Origin of the sequence: Yoonia sp. (genome assembly GCF_014859355.1) — a bacterium.
Lineage (GTDB): Bacteria > Pseudomonadota > Alphaproteobacteria > Rhodobacterales > Rhodobacteraceae > Yoonia.
In genome coordinates, this window is the sequence record NZ_JACUUJ010000021.1 from 38,166 (window position 1) to 53,266 (window position 15,101).

General features: G+C 57.1%; 16 protein-coding genes. 6 read left to right on the forward strand and 10 right to left on the reverse strand.

Annotated features, from left to right (window positions below; all coding sequences use genetic code 11):
* Window positions 1-56: 56 nt before the first annotated feature.
* From IBX59_RS09250 to fliL, 5 genes are all read right to left on the reverse strand, one after another.
* Window positions 57-2,234, reverse strand: coding sequence for a hypothetical protein (locus IBX59_RS09250; RefSeq protein ID WP_296374752.1), 2,178 nt, complete (start codon window positions 2,232-2,234; stop codon window positions 57-59).
* The gene (gene motA, locus IBX59_RS09255) at window positions 2,231-3,100 is read right to left on the reverse strand and encodes a flagellar motor stator protein MotA (protein WP_296374754.1); all 870 of its coding nucleotides are present in this window, start codon (window positions 3,098-3,100) and stop codon (window positions 2,231-2,233) included. The genes IBX59_RS09250 and motA overlap by 4 nt, the downstream gene beginning before the upstream one ends.
* Before the next feature lie 87 nt (window positions 3,101-3,187).
* Window positions 3,188-3,763, reverse strand: coding sequence for a hypothetical protein (locus IBX59_RS09260; RefSeq protein WP_296374756.1), 576 nt, complete (start codon window positions 3,761-3,763; stop codon window positions 3,188-3,190).
* Complete coding sequence (locus tag IBX59_RS09265) at window positions 3,760-4,128, reverse strand: hypothetical protein (RefSeq protein WP_296374758.1); 369 nt, start codon at window positions 4,126-4,128, stop codon at window positions 3,760-3,762. Before IBX59_RS09265 ends, IBX59_RS09260 begins: the two co-directional genes overlap by 4 nt.
* Before the next feature lie 10 nt (window positions 4,129-4,138).
* Window positions 4,139-4,630 (reverse strand): flagellar basal body-associated protein FliL, encoded by a 492-nt coding sequence (fliL, locus tag IBX59_RS09270; protein WP_296374760.1) that lies wholly within the window; start codon window positions 4,628-4,630, stop codon window positions 4,139-4,141.
* Window positions 4,631-4,717: 87 nt separating this feature from the next.
* Here fliL and fliF point away from each other — a divergent pair, with 87 nt between their 5' ends.
* From fliF to fliP, 4 genes are read left to right on the forward strand one after another with little or no spacing between them, the layout of a single operon-like run.
* The gene (gene fliF, locus IBX59_RS09275) at window positions 4,718-6,334 is read left to right on the forward strand and encodes a flagellar basal-body MS-ring/collar protein FliF (protein WP_367119372.1); all 1,617 of its coding nucleotides are present in this window, start codon (window positions 4,718-4,720) and stop codon (window positions 6,332-6,334) included.
* On the forward strand, window positions 6,335-6,892 hold the full coding sequence (locus IBX59_RS09280) for a hypothetical protein (RefSeq protein ID WP_296374764.1): 558 nt from the start codon (window positions 6,335-6,337) through the stop codon (window positions 6,890-6,892).
* Window positions 6,885-7,178, forward strand: coding sequence for a FliM/FliN family flagellar motor switch protein (locus IBX59_RS09285; protein ID WP_296374766.1), 294 nt, complete (start codon window positions 6,885-6,887; stop codon window positions 7,176-7,178). Before IBX59_RS09280 ends, IBX59_RS09285 begins: the two co-directional genes overlap by 8 nt.
* A 1-nt stretch (window position 7,179) precedes the next feature.
* The gene (fliP, locus tag IBX59_RS09290; protein WP_296374768.1) at window positions 7,180-7,908 is read left to right on the forward strand and encodes a flagellar type III secretion system pore protein FliP; all 729 of its coding nucleotides are present in this window, start codon (window positions 7,180-7,182) and stop codon (window positions 7,906-7,908) included.
* A 101-nt stretch (window positions 7,909-8,009) separates the two neighbouring features.
* Here fliP and IBX59_RS09295 read toward each other — a convergent pair whose 3' ends face one another.
* Window positions 8,010-8,708 carry a metalloregulator ArsR/SmtB family transcription factor gene (locus tag IBX59_RS09295; RefSeq protein WP_296374769.1) on the reverse strand — a complete coding sequence of 233 codons (699 nt, stop codon included), beginning with the start codon at window positions 8,706-8,708 and terminating at the stop codon, window positions 8,010-8,012.
* 87 nt (window positions 8,709-8,795) lie between these two features.
* On the opposite strand from IBX59_RS09295, the gene IBX59_RS09300 reads away from it, so the two are divergent.
* A complete protein-coding gene (locus IBX59_RS09300; protein ID WP_296374773.1) occupies window positions 8,796-9,650 on the forward strand; it encodes a sterol desaturase family protein in 855 nt (284 codons plus the stop codon).
* A 1-nt stretch (window position 9,651) separates the two neighbouring features.
* Here the strand turns inward: IBX59_RS09300 and IBX59_RS09305 are convergent, their stop codons facing one another.
* The gene (locus IBX59_RS09305) at window positions 9,652-10,995 is read right to left on the reverse strand and encodes an ATP-binding protein (RefSeq protein ID WP_296374775.1); all 1,344 of its coding nucleotides are present in this window, start codon (window positions 10,993-10,995) and stop codon (window positions 9,652-9,654) included.
* The gene (locus tag IBX59_RS09310) at window positions 10,995-11,726 is read right to left on the reverse strand and encodes a response regulator (RefSeq protein WP_296374777.1); all 732 of its coding nucleotides are present in this window, start codon (window positions 11,724-11,726) and stop codon (window positions 10,995-10,997) included. The genes IBX59_RS09305 and IBX59_RS09310 overlap by 1 nt, the downstream gene beginning before the upstream one ends.
* A 171-nt stretch (window positions 11,727-11,897) precedes the next feature.
* On the opposite strand from IBX59_RS09310, the gene IBX59_RS09315 reads away from it, so the two are divergent.
* Window positions 11,898-12,389, forward strand: a complete 492-nt coding sequence (locus IBX59_RS09315; RefSeq protein WP_296374779.1) for an EF-hand domain-containing protein — start codon at window positions 11,898-11,900, stop codon at window positions 12,387-12,389.
* A gap of 105 nt (window positions 12,390-12,494) precedes the next feature.
* Here IBX59_RS09315 and IBX59_RS09320 read toward each other — a convergent pair whose 3' ends face one another.
* Window positions 12,495-13,955 (reverse strand): multicopper oxidase family protein, encoded by a 1,461-nt coding sequence (locus IBX59_RS09320; protein WP_296374782.1) that lies wholly within the window; start codon window positions 13,953-13,955, stop codon window positions 12,495-12,497.
* Between the two features lie 485 nt (window positions 13,956-14,440).
* Window positions 14,441-14,890: a helix-turn-helix domain-containing protein gene (locus IBX59_RS09325; protein WP_296374783.1), complete on the reverse strand. Its 450-nt coding sequence runs from the start codon at window positions 14,888-14,890 to the stop codon at window positions 14,441-14,443.
* Between the last annotated feature and the right edge of the window lie 211 nt (window positions 14,891-15,101).

Consider the following 15,101-nt stretch of genomic DNA (forward strand, 5'->3'; position numbering starts at 1 on the left):
GTAACCCCGATTCTAGGCCACAGAGATTGAGAATTGGTAACCATGTTCACTTGGTCTCAGAAATCTTGAGGTAGCGGTGAACGTTCCAACAAATCCTCAAGGATCAGCCGCGCTTGCTCTGCTTCTTCAAGAAGCGCACGTCCGCTCGCCAAAGGGGTATCCGACGTGAGACTCTGATTGAGTAAATCTTTTGATTTTTCTCGAAAACCAAGCCCCCCCCTTTCAATATCAACATCCTGATTTGAGCCTAATTCATGTATCGAAAGTCCGCCCGCGATAGCCGAAGGAGGCTCTTGAGCAACGATCAACGGCCCGATCTGGCGCCCTTTGGGTAACGATGCCGTACCCGCAGGGACTGCGACCGACACGGCAGCTGGCCCAGCGGCAACAGGCGGAGCTGACTGCATGGCATCATCCTGACGCGCAAGAATGGCCTGCGCTTCTTCAGGAAAGCCAAGATCCCGAAGCCGCCGCGCGACTGCCTCGTGTGCGGGGCGCAACATGTCTGCAGTCTCAGCGTCGAAGACAAATGCCAGAAATTCAGAATCCCCCATACGCAAGGATGCCTGATTGGCGAAGATGTCCGACAACTGATTTGTGCGTTCTTCTCCAAGCTCCGCGCCCACCTCGTTGATGAGGGTCTGGGCTTCTGCGAAACGATCCATTGCGATGAAGGCCTTGATTTGTGCGACGGCCAGATCAGATGCTATCGGCAATTTTGAATTTTCAAAACGCAGGGCATCGGCCAGCAAAAAATCATCATTTTTCAACGATACGCTTTCTTTCACGGCTTCCGTGAAAAAACCAACCATCGCCTCGGGTGTCATACGCACATCGGTATCAGCAATCTGTGCCAAAGCTGCCACGACTTCGCCCCCCGCACCATCTGCGCCAGCAAGCGCAGCTTCGGCTAAATCGGCCGCTATTGTCCGCGCCGGATCAACGCGCGTGGCAGCAAGAGCCTGCGACGCGGCGTAGTTATCGCCAATTGCCATAAATCGCAAAGCAAGGGCCGGCCCAAGATGCCGCTGCAATTGGCGTGGCAACCCTAAAAAACTGCGCAAAACCGCGTTACGGTTCACTGTTGCATCCATTGCACCCTCAGGCTGGGCAAGCATAGCCCAGAGAGCGGCTTGCGTTGGGCAACTGACCTGCGCCAAAAACATATCAGGAGCTATGGGGTCGCCATCAATAATATTGGCCACAGCCCGCATATAGCGCCTTTCTTGCGAGTCGATTCCGTCAAGACTCAACACCTGCCTTGCCTCTCTTCCAAATCCGAAATACACAAATCGACGCGCCAGTTCCGTCACTGCCGTTTCATCAAATCGATCGAACTCCCCTATCAATCGCACACGAATTTCACTGATTTGCACGTGAAACGCACGATCATCACCCCATGCGGCGACATCAAAATAATCAGCGGGAAGACAAGTATCACCAGTTTGTGTCAGAAGAACGCGATTGTTTGGTGGAATGAGATTTTCATCGATGCTTGTCTTTGCCGATATCCCGGGAGCCTGCGCCCCGACCGCATCAAGTTTCAGCGCTTTTGAAGGCACCTCGTCACCGTTTGGCGTGAAATTGGCATCCAGCAAACCCTGACTCAACGCACGACCAAGGCTTTGTACGACAGCTCTTTCGAGATTCTCCAAATCTGCATTCCGATCGGCTGGTCCCAGCGTGGATATTTCAGGCGGGTCGGCATCTGCGCCGCTAAAGGAAGTTGCGTCAAGACCAACAGGAAAAGCGGCTTCCAAAAGGCGTGGCGGCAAAATCGGCAAAATCGGTGCGCGCGGTATTGAAAACCTCTTTTCAAGCTGCGCGCCTGGCGTAGCCAGCCCTGATAAATCTCCCTCAAACGGCGAGTCGGGAGCTGGTGCGCTATCACGGATATCAATTACCAAAAAATTTGACCGATAAAGAAAGGCGTCAGCAGAACAGTCACAATTCAGGGCCATCCGCAAAAGACCCGCGGTTCTGTCTTGCGTTACATCCAATATCCGATCCCGCGGGATTAGGTCAAAAAAACCGCTGGTGTCGTATCCATCCGGCACGGGGACTTGCAGGACATAGCCCGCAGCATCACGACCCAATCGCCAGTCGACACCAATGGGAATTGTCAAAACGACCCTCGTAAAATCCGCATGTTCGCCAGTGCGGATAGTTAAAGGGCGGGCAAGTCCGACCGAGGTCGTCAGAAGCCAGATCAACAGAACAGTCAGCCCTTTCATGCGGCGTCCTGCTTTGTGGCTTTCAATGCATCTTCCATTTCGGCAAAGCTGGGCCGAAAGTGACCTGGCACGTTTTGGCGGCCGACCTCGACACAGATATTGGGGGCATGGGCATGCAGATTTGCGACCAGCACTTCGCGTATCAGTTGATGAAAGTGCGCATCTTCCTCAACCACCGCCTTCACCTTGACAGAAAACGGACCGACCAGGCCATAAGCCAGAAACACGCCCAAGAATGTGCCGACCAAGGCGCCGCCGATCATCTTGCCCAAGACCTCTGGCGGCTGATCGATAGAGGCCATCGTTTTGATGACACCCAGCACAGCGGCGACAATGCCAAGCGCGGGCAGACCATCGGCGATGGATTGCAATGCATGGGTAGAGTGCAACTTGTGCTCCAAAGTTGCCTCGATCCGCTTTTCAAGGACTTCTTCAACCTGATGGGGATCGTCATAGTTCATTGAAGCCGACCGAAGGGTATCGCAAATCAGGGCAATTGCCTCTTTGTCACCCAGAATTTTCGGGTATTTCCCGAAAATGGATGATGCATCAGGAGCTTCGATATGGCTTTCCAATGCGACGGGATTAGTGCGTGCAACGCGAATAAGCGTAAACAACAGGCACAACAGATCGCGATAATCGTCCGCCTTCCATTTTGGCCCTTTAAAGACCTTGGCCATATCTTTGGCGGTATGTTTTATTGTGGAAATATCGTTGCTCAGCACAAACGCACCAACCGCCGCACCACCAATCATGATCATTTCGAATGGTAGTGTTTTGAGAATGATGCCCATCTTGCCCCCAGCGGCCAGATAGCCACCAAAGACCATCACGAAAATGATGACGATACCAACGAGACCAATCATGAGGTTACAGTTCCTGCTAAAGAGTGATCGCCCAAGCGTAGGGGCAAAACCATGTCTACACCGAAGGTATTAAAGTTTTCTCTTCACCTAGCGGGTCGGGACATTCGCATTGCGTCCCGCAAGCACGACGCTGAATGAAAACGCTGTTTCCGGGGCGAGTTCGGTCATGATCCGCGCGGCCGCGTCCGCCTGCATCATGCCCAGAAATCCCGCGGCAAACTGTGGCGGCATTTCTTCAAAAAGAGCCGCAGCATCCTTGGGCTTCATGTTTTGGTAAACCGAGGCAAGCTGTGCTAGATCATGCGACGCCGCGCTGTCAGCCTGCGCAATCGTGGTGCGCAGGGATTCTTCCGCGGAGCGCAGTGCGGCAAGTTTTTCATCAATTTCCATTTCTGCAGAGCGCAGCGTCTCCATCCGGTCACGCAATTGCGCCTCGCGCTCGGCAAGCCGCGCTTCACGGGCCTGAAACGCCGCCAACAACGCGTCGGTTTGCATCGTGACGCTGGACAGAGAGGATGCCGTGATGCCTTCTTCTTCAGAGCCTTCATTCGCAAGGGCAGCACCCGTGTGGCCCCCGATCCGGACCAGTGCAGACGCCATCAGAAGCCCTGCAATAATGTGCAACGTGCCGCGCCCTTTGCGGGGCATCGATCTCGTTTTCATGGCCGTTCCTCCACTTTGCTGGATCGGCGGACAAAAAACGGGTTTTCGCTCTGTTTTGGCCCTGATTTTAGCGCCTGTGCCTCTGGCAGGTCATGAAGTGAAGCGACCAGAAGCTCCAGATGACGTGCAGCTGCTTCGGCCCGGTCACTGACACTGTCCAACGTATCAACCGATGCCTTTGCCGATGTCTGTGCGCGGGTCAATGTCTTTGTCAGGTCATCAACTTGCGCCGACAGGACGGCAACTGCCCCGCCCACCCCTTTTTCAAGATCTGTGAAACGCCGCAACCGACTTGATAGCACAAGGCAATAAAAACCTGCGCCCAACGCACCTGCGACCAATAATATATCTGCAATGAATGACATTCCCGCCTCCTTAGTTTAGCACGAATTCCATGATAAGAATGTCGTGTATCCGGCCTTCGCCAGCGACAACCTGCACCCGACGCAGCATTTGCGCGCGCAAGCGGACCAGCGCGGTTGGATCCTCCAGCTCGGCAATGTCCACCGCGCGCAAATAGCCGTTCAGCACATCAACAATGCGCGGCTTGATCGCCTCCACCTCGGCAACAAAATTTGGCGGCACCTCAAGTTGCGCGGCGAATCGAAGATGGTCCCGGCCGCCATCCCCCGGCAGCGACATCACAAGTGGATCAATCGCGATAAAAGACACATCAAGCGGTTTTGATTCTTTTTTCTGATGCGTTTTCACAACTTCCTGTTCAGCAGATCCTTGCCCCAAAATCCCTGCCTTTACAGCGAAAAAGCCGCCGCCGCCGCCAATCAACGCCAGCAACAGGCCAATGATCATCGGCCCTTTCAGGCCCTTCTTTGGCGTGGGTTCCGGTGCTTCGGCTACGGCGGTCATGGTGTCTCCTTTCAAAATCTGACTGCCACCGACTTAGACCAGTATCTCCTAACCGATTGTTAAGCCTCATCGTGCATCAAGGTCAGCGTGGCAGAACGCCCTCAAGAACGGAGAATCGATTTGCACAGCCTTGGCACTTTATGGGTTGCACTGGATGCGCGGCGCCGCACCTTTGTCTTGATCGCAACGGTCGCTGTTTTTGCCGCTTTACTGTTGCTCGCACGCGGCGCTGGATCGCGGGAAATGGCATTGCTTTTTGGGGGGCTCGAATCGCGGACCGCAGGAGACGTAATCATAGCACTGGATCAACGCGGCATCCCGTACGAGGTACAAGGCAGCGCGATTTATGTCCCGACCGCCCAGCGCGACAACCTGCGCATGATCCTGGCGAGCGAGGGACTGCCGGCGACCGGGGGGCAGGGGTATGAATTGCTTGATGGGCTGTCGGGCTTCAGCACCACTTCCCAAATGTTTGATGCCACTTATTGGCGCGCAAAAGAGGGTGAGTTGGCCCGCACAATTTTGGCCAGCCCTCATATCCGCACGGCAAGGGTCCACATCTCGACACCTGCAATACGACCGTTTCAGCGCGATCTGGTGCCCACAGCTGCCGTCACGATCACGACAGCAGGCGGCAGCTTAACAGGGCCTCATATCAAGGCCTTGCAATACCTCATCGGGTCCGCTGTTTCTGGGCTCGCGCCTGACAAGGTCGCTATTATCGACGGGGATGGCGGTTTGCTATCTGATACGGAGGGCATGGCTGGCTTGCCCGGCGGCGATGACAGGGCGGAAACCTTACGCCTGCGTGCCGAACGGCTGCTTGCAGCGCGTGTTGGGCCTGGAAATGCGGTAGTTGAGGTAGCTATCGATACCGTCACCGAGACGGAGTCAATTATCGAACGACGGGTTGACCCCGACAGCCGCGTGGCGATCAGCACCGATGTAACGGAAACTTCGGGCACGTCCAGCGATAGCCGCAGCAGTGACGTGACCGTCGCGTCAAATTTGCCCGATGGCAATGCGAACCCAAGCAGCGGCGGTTCGCGCAATGAAAACAACGAAAGCCGCGCTCTGACCAATTACGAGGTGTCACAGACAGAACGTCAGCTTATGCGCGCGCCCGGGGCGGTAAAGCGGCTGACGGTCGCGGTTCTGGTCAATGATGTGACAGTGCTGGAACCTGATGGCAGTCTGCGCACGCAGCCCCGCAGTGAAACGGAATTACAGGCACTACAGGACCTTGTGGCCTCTGCCGTCGGGATCGACGCCGCCCGTGGCGATGTGATCACCTTGAAATCTATGACATTTGAACCGATCGCGCCCCTTGGCACCGAAGCCAGTCAACAGGCCACGCCCCTTTCATTGGACCCTATGCGACTGGTCCAGATCGGTGTTCTTGCGGCCGTCGCTTTGATCCTTGGGCTCTTTGTGGTGCGCCCTATTTTGGCCAACCCAAAGCGATTGTCCCTTGATCCGTCAGACCAACCGCTTCTTGAATCCGACCAGATCGATACGTCCATGGCGATGGCTATAAACGACGATAACATGGGTGATTTCTTTGCGGCTGATCTGAACCAAATGGATATCGGTGAAGAAGACCCCGTCTCGCGGCTACGCCGCACGATTGCCAACCGGGAAACCGAAACAATTCAGATCCTGCAAAGCTGGATCGAAGATCCTACCCCACAGGAGCGCGCATAAATGTCCCGGCTGTCACTTGAATCCTTCGAAGCGGCCGCACCCCAAGATCCGTCTCGCGACATCGCTTTTCAAGCAGGCTACGACGAAGGCTTTGACGCAGGGCTGGCAGAGGCAAAGGCACAAAACACAGCACTCGCCGCGTCATTGGTCCAAGTAATCAGCGACGTCAGCTTTGGTTATGCCGAAGCGCGCGCCCAGATTTTAGAGGCCTTGACGCCGTTTTTTGGAACACTCACTTCGGCGGTTTTGCCCCATTGTGTGGAGACAGGTTTTGCGGGGGTTCTGGCGCAAGAGCTGGTAAAGATTGCAGCAGACGATATCAGTGGTCCGATCCGCTTGTGCGTTCACCCTGATCAGCAAGCCGCAGTCGAAGTGGTTACTTCAACCCTGCCCACAGACATCACTGTCATCGCCGACAGCACGCTGGACCATCACGCCGCGTGGATCAGCTGTGCCAATTCGGAATCGCAGCTCAATCTTGACCGGCTTCTCGCGCAGATTACGGACGCGCTCACGGCAATCAACCCACATGAAAACAGGACAAACGCCAATGGATGACGCGCAATCTTACATGAAGAACGCAGGCGACGAACATCCGCTGCAGCAGATCCCGATTGAAATTACCGTGTCCGTCGGAAAGGCACGGCCACTGGTACGTGACCTGCTTCATCTGGGTGAAAATGCCGTGCTTGCGCTTGACAGACGTATCGAAGACCCCGTCGAACTTTATGTCGGGGACCGGCTGATCGCGCGTGGTGAGCTGCAAGAGCTTGAGGGAGGAGAGCCGGGGCAGCTTGCCGTTCGCCTCACAGAGGTTGCATCCGACAAGGGGGTATTAACTTAGAATGCGGGGGCTTTTCTGCCTTTTCACGCTGGCCCTGACCGTGCTGGCTGGCCCGGTGCTGGCGCAGGACATTGCGATCAACATTGGCGACGACGGATCATTGGCCACACGATCAGTGCAATTGCTTGTGTTGATAACTGTGCTGAGCCTTGTGCCCGGCATTGCGATCATGGTGACATGTTTTCCCTTCATCGTGACCGTTTTTGCCATTTTGCGCCAAGCCATCGGGCTGCAACAATCCCCGCCCAACATGTTGATCGTCAGCCTTGCAATGTTTCTGACCTATTTCGTCATGGAACCCATTTTTCTGGAAGCATGGAACGCCGGAATTTCCCCCCTGCTCAACGATGGCATGCCACTGGAAGAGGCCTTTATGCGCGCGATGGACCCGTTACGCGGTTTCATGACCGCCCGGATCGAGGCCGATACATTCACGGCACTGGCCGATTTGCGCCCGGATGTGACGTCACAAACCCCGATCATTGATGCCCCCCTGTCGGTTCTGGTGCCGTCATTCCTGCTCAGTGAAATGGAACGAGCGTTTCAGGTAGGTTTTTTGATCTTCATGCCGTTCTTGATTATCGACCTTGTCGTCGCGGCGGTGCTGATGTCGATGGGAATGATGATGGTGCCGCCCGCCATTGTATCATTACCCTTCAAACTGGCCTTTTTCGTTGTCGCCGATGGCTGGGGCTTAATCGCAACCAGCCTTGTGCGCAGCTATGGATGATTATTTCATCGGCCGAAGCCGTTAGGACGTAGACAGGCCGTTTCAGGCACCACGCATCCGGGCCGAAGAACAGTCGAGATGGTTCGTCATCCGACGACAAGTCATACAGCATGTTGTGCCGCATCAGGGTTCAAAAGCCTGCCGTCACGTAAACACTTTACGGCATCTTCGCGCCACTCTGGAAACCCGCCTTCTAGGCGCCGCGCATCAATGCCCAGCTTGCGCAGGGCCGTCACGGCTTGGTGTGCGTAGACACAGTAAGGGCCGCGACAGTAGGCAACAACCTGTGCGTCCGGCGGAAGATCAGGCAACAGGCATTCCAGTTCCGACAGAGGCACATTCAGCGCCCCGGGAATATGCCCGGCGGCAAATTCATCTGCGGGCCTGACATCAATCAACGTCACCGTTCCATCAGCAAGACGCGCTGCCAGGTCGGCACGGCTGACCGGTTCTGGCGCATCCATGCCATCAGACAAACCGCGCAAGATCTGCGCGACTTGCGCCCGATTACGCTCGGCCACGATGCGTATAAGATCCATCAGGTCCAGCGTTTTCGCATCCGTCAGCCGATAGATCACCGCTTTGCCATCCCGGCGGCTTGTTACCAAACCCGCACGCCGCAGCTGTTGCAAATGCTGTGAGCAATTGGCAACGCTCAGGCTGGTCTTTTCGGCCAGCGTGTCAACGCCCCGTTCACCCTGCGCGAGCTGTTCAAGGATCATCAGGCGCCCCGGAGCAGAAAACACCTGTGCGACAAGGGCGTATTCTGCAAGAAGCGCGGCTTTGTAGCTGGTTGACATAGCTAATTCTTGGACCATATGTTAATCAAGTGATTGATTGAATCAATACCAGAAACCGTATATCCCGCAATCGTAAAGTTGAACATCATGTCGGACACCATACTTGCAGCGGAACCGATGATCCGCCTTGCCGCTTTTCTAAGTGTGCTGGTGGTCATGGTATTGTGGGAAGTCGCAGCACCCCGGCGCAGGCGCGATATTCCGCGCGTGATCCGCTGGACGAACAACCTCGCACTTGTCGTGATTGACACAGCCATCCTGCGATTGGCCTTTCCTATCCTTGCTGTGGGGCTTGCTGTCATGGCCGATGACCGCGGCTGGGGCCTGTTCAACAATATCGCTGTGGCACCGTGGGTTGCCATCCTTGTTTCGATGCTGCTGCTTGATCTGGCGATCTACCTACAGCACGTCATGTTCCACGCGGTGCCAGGGCTGTGGCGGCTTCACCGGATGCACCATGCCGATCTTGATTTCGATGCGACAACGGGCCTGCGGTTTCACCCCGTGGAAATCCTCATGTCGATGGGGATCAAACTGGCGGTCGTTGCGGCGCTTGGCCCACCTGCGGTGGCTGTTCTGCTGTTCGAGGTGATCCTGAATGCGACGGCGCTTTTCAATCACGCCAACATCAACTTGCCGCGCCCGGTGGATCGGGTGCTGCGATTGTTCATCGTCACACCCGACATGCACCGCGTCCATCACTCCGTCGATCCGCGCGAAACCAATGCGAACTACGGCTTTAACCTGCCATGGTGGGACCGGTTGCTTGGCACCTACATTGCCCAACCGGCCAAGGGCCATACAGGCATGGATATCGGGATCGAACAGTTTCGCACACCCCGCGACCTTTGGATTGACCGGATGCTGATCCAGCCGTTGCGCGGCCCGGCGTCGGGCCATGCGCTTGACCCACGGATCACCACAAAAGGGCAGCGTGATTAGATCAGCCCAGCGGCAACGGCAGCACCACCCTTGCACGCAAGCCACCATTGGGCCGGTTTGACAGATAGACATCACCCCCATGGGCGCGCAGGATCGCCCGCGCAATGGGCAGGCCAAGGCCTACCCCACCGGTTTCACGCGACCGCGATACCTCTAGCCTGGTAAAGGGGTCAAAAACGCGGTCAATATCCAAAGCGGGAATACCAGGGCCATCGTCATCAATCAGGATTTCCGCCATCGCCCCAACGCGCTGAACGGTTACCTTTGCCGACCCGCCATAGCGCTGCGCATTTTCCAAGAGGTTGCGCAACGCGCGCCGCATCGGTGTTTTTCTGACTTGAACAATCATCGATTGCCCAGCTTTGACCGTGACGCGGGGGCCAAGCTCGGACAGTTCTTGCACGAGGTCGTGCATCAGATTGGCCAGATCAACCGCTTCCATCGGTTGGTCCGTTGAAACACCGCGTGCAAAGGCCAGTGTGGTTTCAACCATATCCTGCATTTCATCCAGCGTCGCGGTCATCCGTTCGCGGGTTTCTGCGTCATCCACCATTTCGGCCCGCAGTTTCAGCGCCGTGATGGGCGAGCGCAGATCATGACCAAGCGCCGCAAGCATCTGGGTGCGTTCAGCAATCATCCCGCTGAGCCGCGCGTTCATGCGCGTCAGGGCATCTGACAGCGCGCGCACCTCGCGGGGGCCACCACTTGGCATATCGGGCAGTGCGCCGTCCCACGTGACGCGGTCCGCCGCCGCCGCCAATTGGCTGAGCGGGGTCGTGATCCGGCGCAGCCCCAACCAGAGAGCACCGAGGATCAACACAAGCGACAAAAGCGTCGCGCCAAGAATCGTCGGCGGAGCTTGCACTGTCGGGCGCTGGAACCGGGCTGCAACGTTCAGCCAACCGCCATCATCCAACGGCACCGATATCCGCAGCACCACCAGCGCCACGCCGGTTTCACGCATCCGGTCATGCAGCCATGCGACAGCCGGTGGCGGCGTCATTTCGGCATCGTGGGGTGAAACGGTGACTTCTTGCATCCGCAACCCTGCGGGTGCAGCCAGCCAGCGTTGACCATCCCTGACCAGTGGCCGCCGATCAACACTGAACCGCACCAAGCGGGAATTTGCCGCCGCAAGAATGCCAGCGCGGTTCGCGGATGGTGCGTCTTCCAGGGCCTGTGCAACGGCAGTTGCACGTTCAACAGTTTCCAACCGCTGGGCGGCCCGGATTGCCGCGCCGCGTTCATCGGTGAAAATCCACGTGCTGATCACCTGCGCTGCAAGAAAGGCACCAAGGATCAACAGCGCCAGTTGCCCCATCAGGCTTTTGGGGAAAAGACGCATCATGTCACCTCGCGGACATCAGCGGCGAAAGAATACCCCCCCGCGCGCACTGTCGCGATGATTTGCGGATGCGCCGGGTCGTCTTCGATCTTGCGGCGCAGGCGGCTGACCTGATTATCGATGGTCCGGTCAAAAACATCCGCTGTGCGCCCGCTGGTAATGTCCAGCAGCTGGTCCCGCGACAGCACAAAGCGGGGCCGCTCCAGAAATGCCGTCAAAAGCTTGAACTCGGTCGAGGTCAGCACAGCCGTTCGCCCGTCTGCATGATTCAGCGCACGCGTGTCGGTATCCAACGTCCAACCGGCAAAACCCAGTTTGCGCCCGCCCAACTGCCCCGCCAAAGGCTCGGGCCGCTCTGCCCGGCGCAGGATCGCCTTGACGCGCGCCAGCAATTCACGCGGGTTAAAGGGTTTCACAAGGTAATCATCGGCACCCACCTCCAGCCCGACAATGCGGTCCGTGTCTTCGGCAAGCGCGCTAAGCATCAGGATCGGCGGCCCCCCCGCGGACGCAAGCCGACGCGCTGCTGACAGCCCGTCTTCGCCCGGCATCATGACATCCAGCACGATCAGATCAAAACGTCCGGCGCGTAAATGGCTATCCATTTCTTTGGTATCCTTGGCCGGAGTCGCCCGCATGCCGTTCTTTTCCAGATAGCGCGTCACGGCATCGCGAATTTCGCGGTGATCATCAACAACAAGGATATGCGGACTGCGGGATTGATCATTCATAGCGTCTTTTAGCGTAAATTTTCCCGTTATGGGAATGATTTAGGTCCGCTTTCGTCGCAACAACCGATTCTGCGACAGACTGATACACTTCCCCGTTTCGCTGGCACAGACCTGCGACAGCCACCCCCCATCTTGACCCTATCGCAATGATAGCTCTCAAGAGGTGACATAATGAAACGTAAGACAATCCTGACACTGACCGCCGCCGCGGTGATCGCTGCAATCGCCATTCCTGCAGTTGCAAACAACTGGGGGCCGGGTCAGATGCGGCATGGGTCTGATGGTGGCTTTATGCAGGACCATCGCGGCGAAGGCCATAAGATGCGGAATGGCGGTCATGGCCGCATGGGGAACATGGCAGATCACCCTGTTTACCAGTCCTTCGACACCGATGGCGACGGCACCGTATCTGCAGAAGAATTCGCCGCAGGCAGGGCCGCGCTTCATGCCGAACACGACACAGACGGCGATGGCGCGCTATCCTCGGAAGAATTCGCAACGCTTTTTGCACAGATGACGCGCGACATGGCCGACCGCCGCTTTGCACAGCTTGACGCAGATAGTGACGGGCTGATCAGCGCCGATGAAATGGCAAGGCCCGCACAGATGATGTCGCGCAAAGAGATGCGACAGCCACAGTCACCAGATGCACCTGCCCAGTAAGCCTGCGCACATATGAAAAGGCGATGCCCGACAGCCCGATCAGGGCGACACCACCCAGGATTGCCTTGATTTTAGGGCGCCCAAACAGGGCGCCCTTTGCAATGGTCATGCAGAGACCGAAAATTCAGTCATCATACCTGTCGCCATATGCGCCATGTGGTGGCAATGCAGCAGCCAGCGCGCCGCCTCACCCCCATCAAGGGCAATCTCGACCATCGACATTGGTGGCACATAGACCGTATCGCGCAGCGCACCGGCAACGCGTCGCCCGTTCAGCCCGATTACTTGAAACACATGCCCGTGCAGGTGCATCGGATGCCCCATCATTGACATGTTGTGAAAGGTCAGCGCCACGCGTTCACCGCTGCGCGCCGTAATCGGCTGATGCTGGCCCCAAACGGCACCGTTGATTGTCCAGACATACGGCTGCATGCCTCCCCCCAGCATGATCATCTGGCTGCGGTCCACCGGCCGGTCCGGCAGCGCATGCAGCGCGACCAGGCGTGTTTCCTGTGCCAAATCGAGATCAAAGGCAGGTGCCTCAGTTGCGGCCAGTTCATCGATGCGGCGCACCTCTGCACCCGGTGTGGAAAGGATGATCCCCGTGCGTTCAAGCGCACCTTCGCGCAGCGCAAGAATGGGAAACGCGCCGGACGCATCAGGCAAGTCAATTTCGAAATCCATCCGCTGTGCCATAGCCAGACCAAAACGCGTGCCAGTCAGCGGTTGAACCGGATCACCGTCCACCGCGATCAGCCGCGCCGTAACAGCACCGGTGTCGATCCAAAACACCGTGGCGGCTGCGGCGTTAATCACCCGCAAACGGATGCGCCCCGCACGTTCGACCTGCACCACTTCGGGGTCCGACAGCGTGCGGTCGTTGGCAAGATAGGCGTCCCAGTTATAATCATTCAGGTCCATGGCCATGCCACCCATGCCCTGCATATTGCCCATGCCCTGCATATTGCCCATGCCGCCATGGTTCATGCCGGGCATGTTGCCCATGCCGCCCATCGCGCCATGGCCCGCACCACCTTCGGCGATTTCTGCCATCACTTCATCCGGTGCCTTGAATGAAAAATCATGCAAGAACAGCACAACCTCTTGCCGGTCGGCGGCCAGATCTTCTGGCGCGCGCACGATCAGCGGCGCCGCCAAAAGCTGCATTTCATGCGCCACCACATGCGCATGCATCCAATAGGTGCCAGGGCGCGTTTCATAATCATAAGACCGCGTTTCACCGGGCGCGAGCAGCGGCACGGTATTCGGGGCCCCGTCCTGCGCATTGGGCGGTATCTGGCCATGCCAGTGAATAATCGTCGGTTCGCGCAGATTGTTTGTCAGATCAACCCGAAACCGCTGACCAGGGTCAAACGTCAGCCCATGGCCCGCCGGGCCATCAAGGCCTAAAACGGTAGCCGCACGACCATTGACATCAAGGGTGCGCGTGGTCGCAGACAGGGCAATTGGGGGCTCTGCCTGAGCACGTGCCACACGGGGCATCTGTACGACAGCACAGGCAGCCGTGCTTGCGGCTAAAAAGCCGCGACGTGAAAAGGTATTCATTTTTATCTCCCATGGGACGTGATATCCCGTTCATCCAAAACGTAAGTTTCCGAAAGGCATCCGCCCCGGCACGATTACAGAAGACGGGTTTGTGGGGGATGTTCTGTCAAATCAGGCGTGCGGCCTGTGTGTATCGCGACGGCAGGGCGGCCAAAGGCAGCGGACCCTTTGTCATTGATCAACAGGCCATCCGGCGGCGCCAAAACAGATGAAAGCCCTGCGCAAACAAATATACACTCTGAATGCACCGCCCCGCAGCGCTGTTCACCGTGGCAGGCTGCGGCATTATTTTCAGAAACCTGCATCAGTGTGTCAAAATGGACCATTTGGTCAGGTTGCGCAGACATCTGACCGGCATGCATGGTCGTCGTCACCGTCACCACGGCGATCGCAAGAATGACAAACATGGCGGTAAAACGGATAAACATGTATACAACATTGGGCTTTTGCGCCTGATTGTCCAGTGCGCAAATTGCCCCGGCCCGTCAGGGGCGCGGGTCAGCACCGTGGCCAAAGCCTTGATCGTCCGCAAGTGTCCAAAGCACCGGGCAGTCCGGCACCAAAGCGCCAGAGCATTTCGCTGCTGTCTCGGCCAGCACAGCCGCAATTTTTTCCAGATCTGCAATCTTTGCCCGGACATTGGCAAGATGGCGTTCTGTTGTCGCCTTGACCTCTGCGCAGTTTGGCATGGTCCCGTCCTCAAGCCCCAGAAGGCCGCGAATATCCGCCATTGCAAACCCCAATTCGCGCGCGCGCAGGATAAAACGCAGCCGCGCCACATGGGTTGCAGAATAGATGCGATAACCTGCGCTGCTGCGCGGCGGGTCAGGCAGCAAACCCGTTTTTTCATAGTAACGGATCGTTTCAATGTTGCTGGCCGTCACACGCGCCAGATCGCCACGCGTCAGGCCGCACGCGCCCTTGTGACCAGACATGCTGTTTCTCCCCTACGCCTGTTTCCATCACAGGCCTTGCAAGTGTCGTTATCACAAGACGAAAGTGGCGCGACATGATCAATCCTGGTGATCACATAAAAGTTCCGCAAACGGATGACGCCCCGCGCGCAAGCTGGGCCGCATCCGCACCAAATGGTTCTGTTCTTGGTGTCGTCAGGGCACAGGCGAACATTGCAACGCGCGGTGCATG

Excerpts from the sequence above, each read along its gene's own strand:
- IBX59_RS09280 (WP_296374764.1), top strand. The coding sequence starts at position 6,335 with ATGTCCCGGCTGTCACTTGAATCCTTCGAAGCGGCCGCACCCCAAGAT.
- IBX59_RS09300 (WP_296374773.1), top strand. The coding sequence starts at position 8,796 with ATGTCGGACACCATACTTGCAGCGGAACCGATGATCCGCCTTGCCGCT.
- IBX59_RS09285 (WP_296374766.1), top strand. The coding sequence starts at position 6,885 with ATGGATGACGCGCAATCTTACATGAAGAACGCAGGCGACGAACATCCG.
- IBX59_RS09295 (WP_296374769.1), bottom strand. The coding sequence starts at position 8,708 with ATGTCAACCAGCTACAAAGCCGCGCTTCTTGCAGAATACGCCCTTGTC.
- IBX59_RS09305 (WP_296374775.1), bottom strand. The coding sequence starts at position 10,995 with ATGCGTCTTTTCCCCAAAAGCCTGATGGGGCAACTGGCGCTGTTGATC.
- IBX59_RS09315 (WP_296374779.1), top strand. The coding sequence starts at position 11,898 with ATGAAACGTAAGACAATCCTGACACTGACCGCCGCCGCGGTGATCGCT.
- IBX59_RS09325 (WP_296374783.1), bottom strand. The coding sequence starts at position 14,890 with ATGTCTGGTCACAAGGGCGCGTGCGGCCTGACGCGTGGCGATCTGGCG.
- IBX59_RS09320 (WP_296374782.1), bottom strand. The coding sequence starts at position 13,955 with ATGAATACCTTTTCACGTCGCGGCTTTTTAGCCGCAAGCACGGCTGCC.
- IBX59_RS09260 (WP_296374756.1), bottom strand. The coding sequence starts at position 3,763 with ATGAAAACGAGATCGATGCCCCGCAAAGGGCGCGGCACGTTGCACATT.
- IBX59_RS09250 (WP_296374752.1), bottom strand. The coding sequence starts at position 2,234 with ATGAAAGGGCTGACTGTTCTGTTGATCTGGCTTCTGACGACCTCGGTC.
- IBX59_RS09310 (WP_296374777.1), bottom strand. The coding sequence starts at position 11,726 with ATGAATGATCAATCCCGCAGTCCGCATATCCTTGTTGTTGATGATCAC.
- IBX59_RS09265 (WP_296374758.1), bottom strand. The coding sequence starts at position 4,128 with ATGTCATTCATTGCAGATATATTATTGGTCGCAGGTGCGTTGGGCGCA.
- motA (WP_296374754.1), bottom strand. The coding sequence starts at position 3,100 with ATGATTGGTCTCGTTGGTATCGTCATCATTTTCGTGATGGTCTTTGGT.
- fliL (WP_296374760.1), bottom strand. The coding sequence starts at position 4,630 with ATGACCGCCGTAGCCGAAGCACCGGAACCCACGCCAAAGAAGGGCCTG.
- fliP (WP_296374768.1), top strand. The coding sequence starts at position 7,180 with ATGCGGGGGCTTTTCTGCCTTTTCACGCTGGCCCTGACCGTGCTGGCT.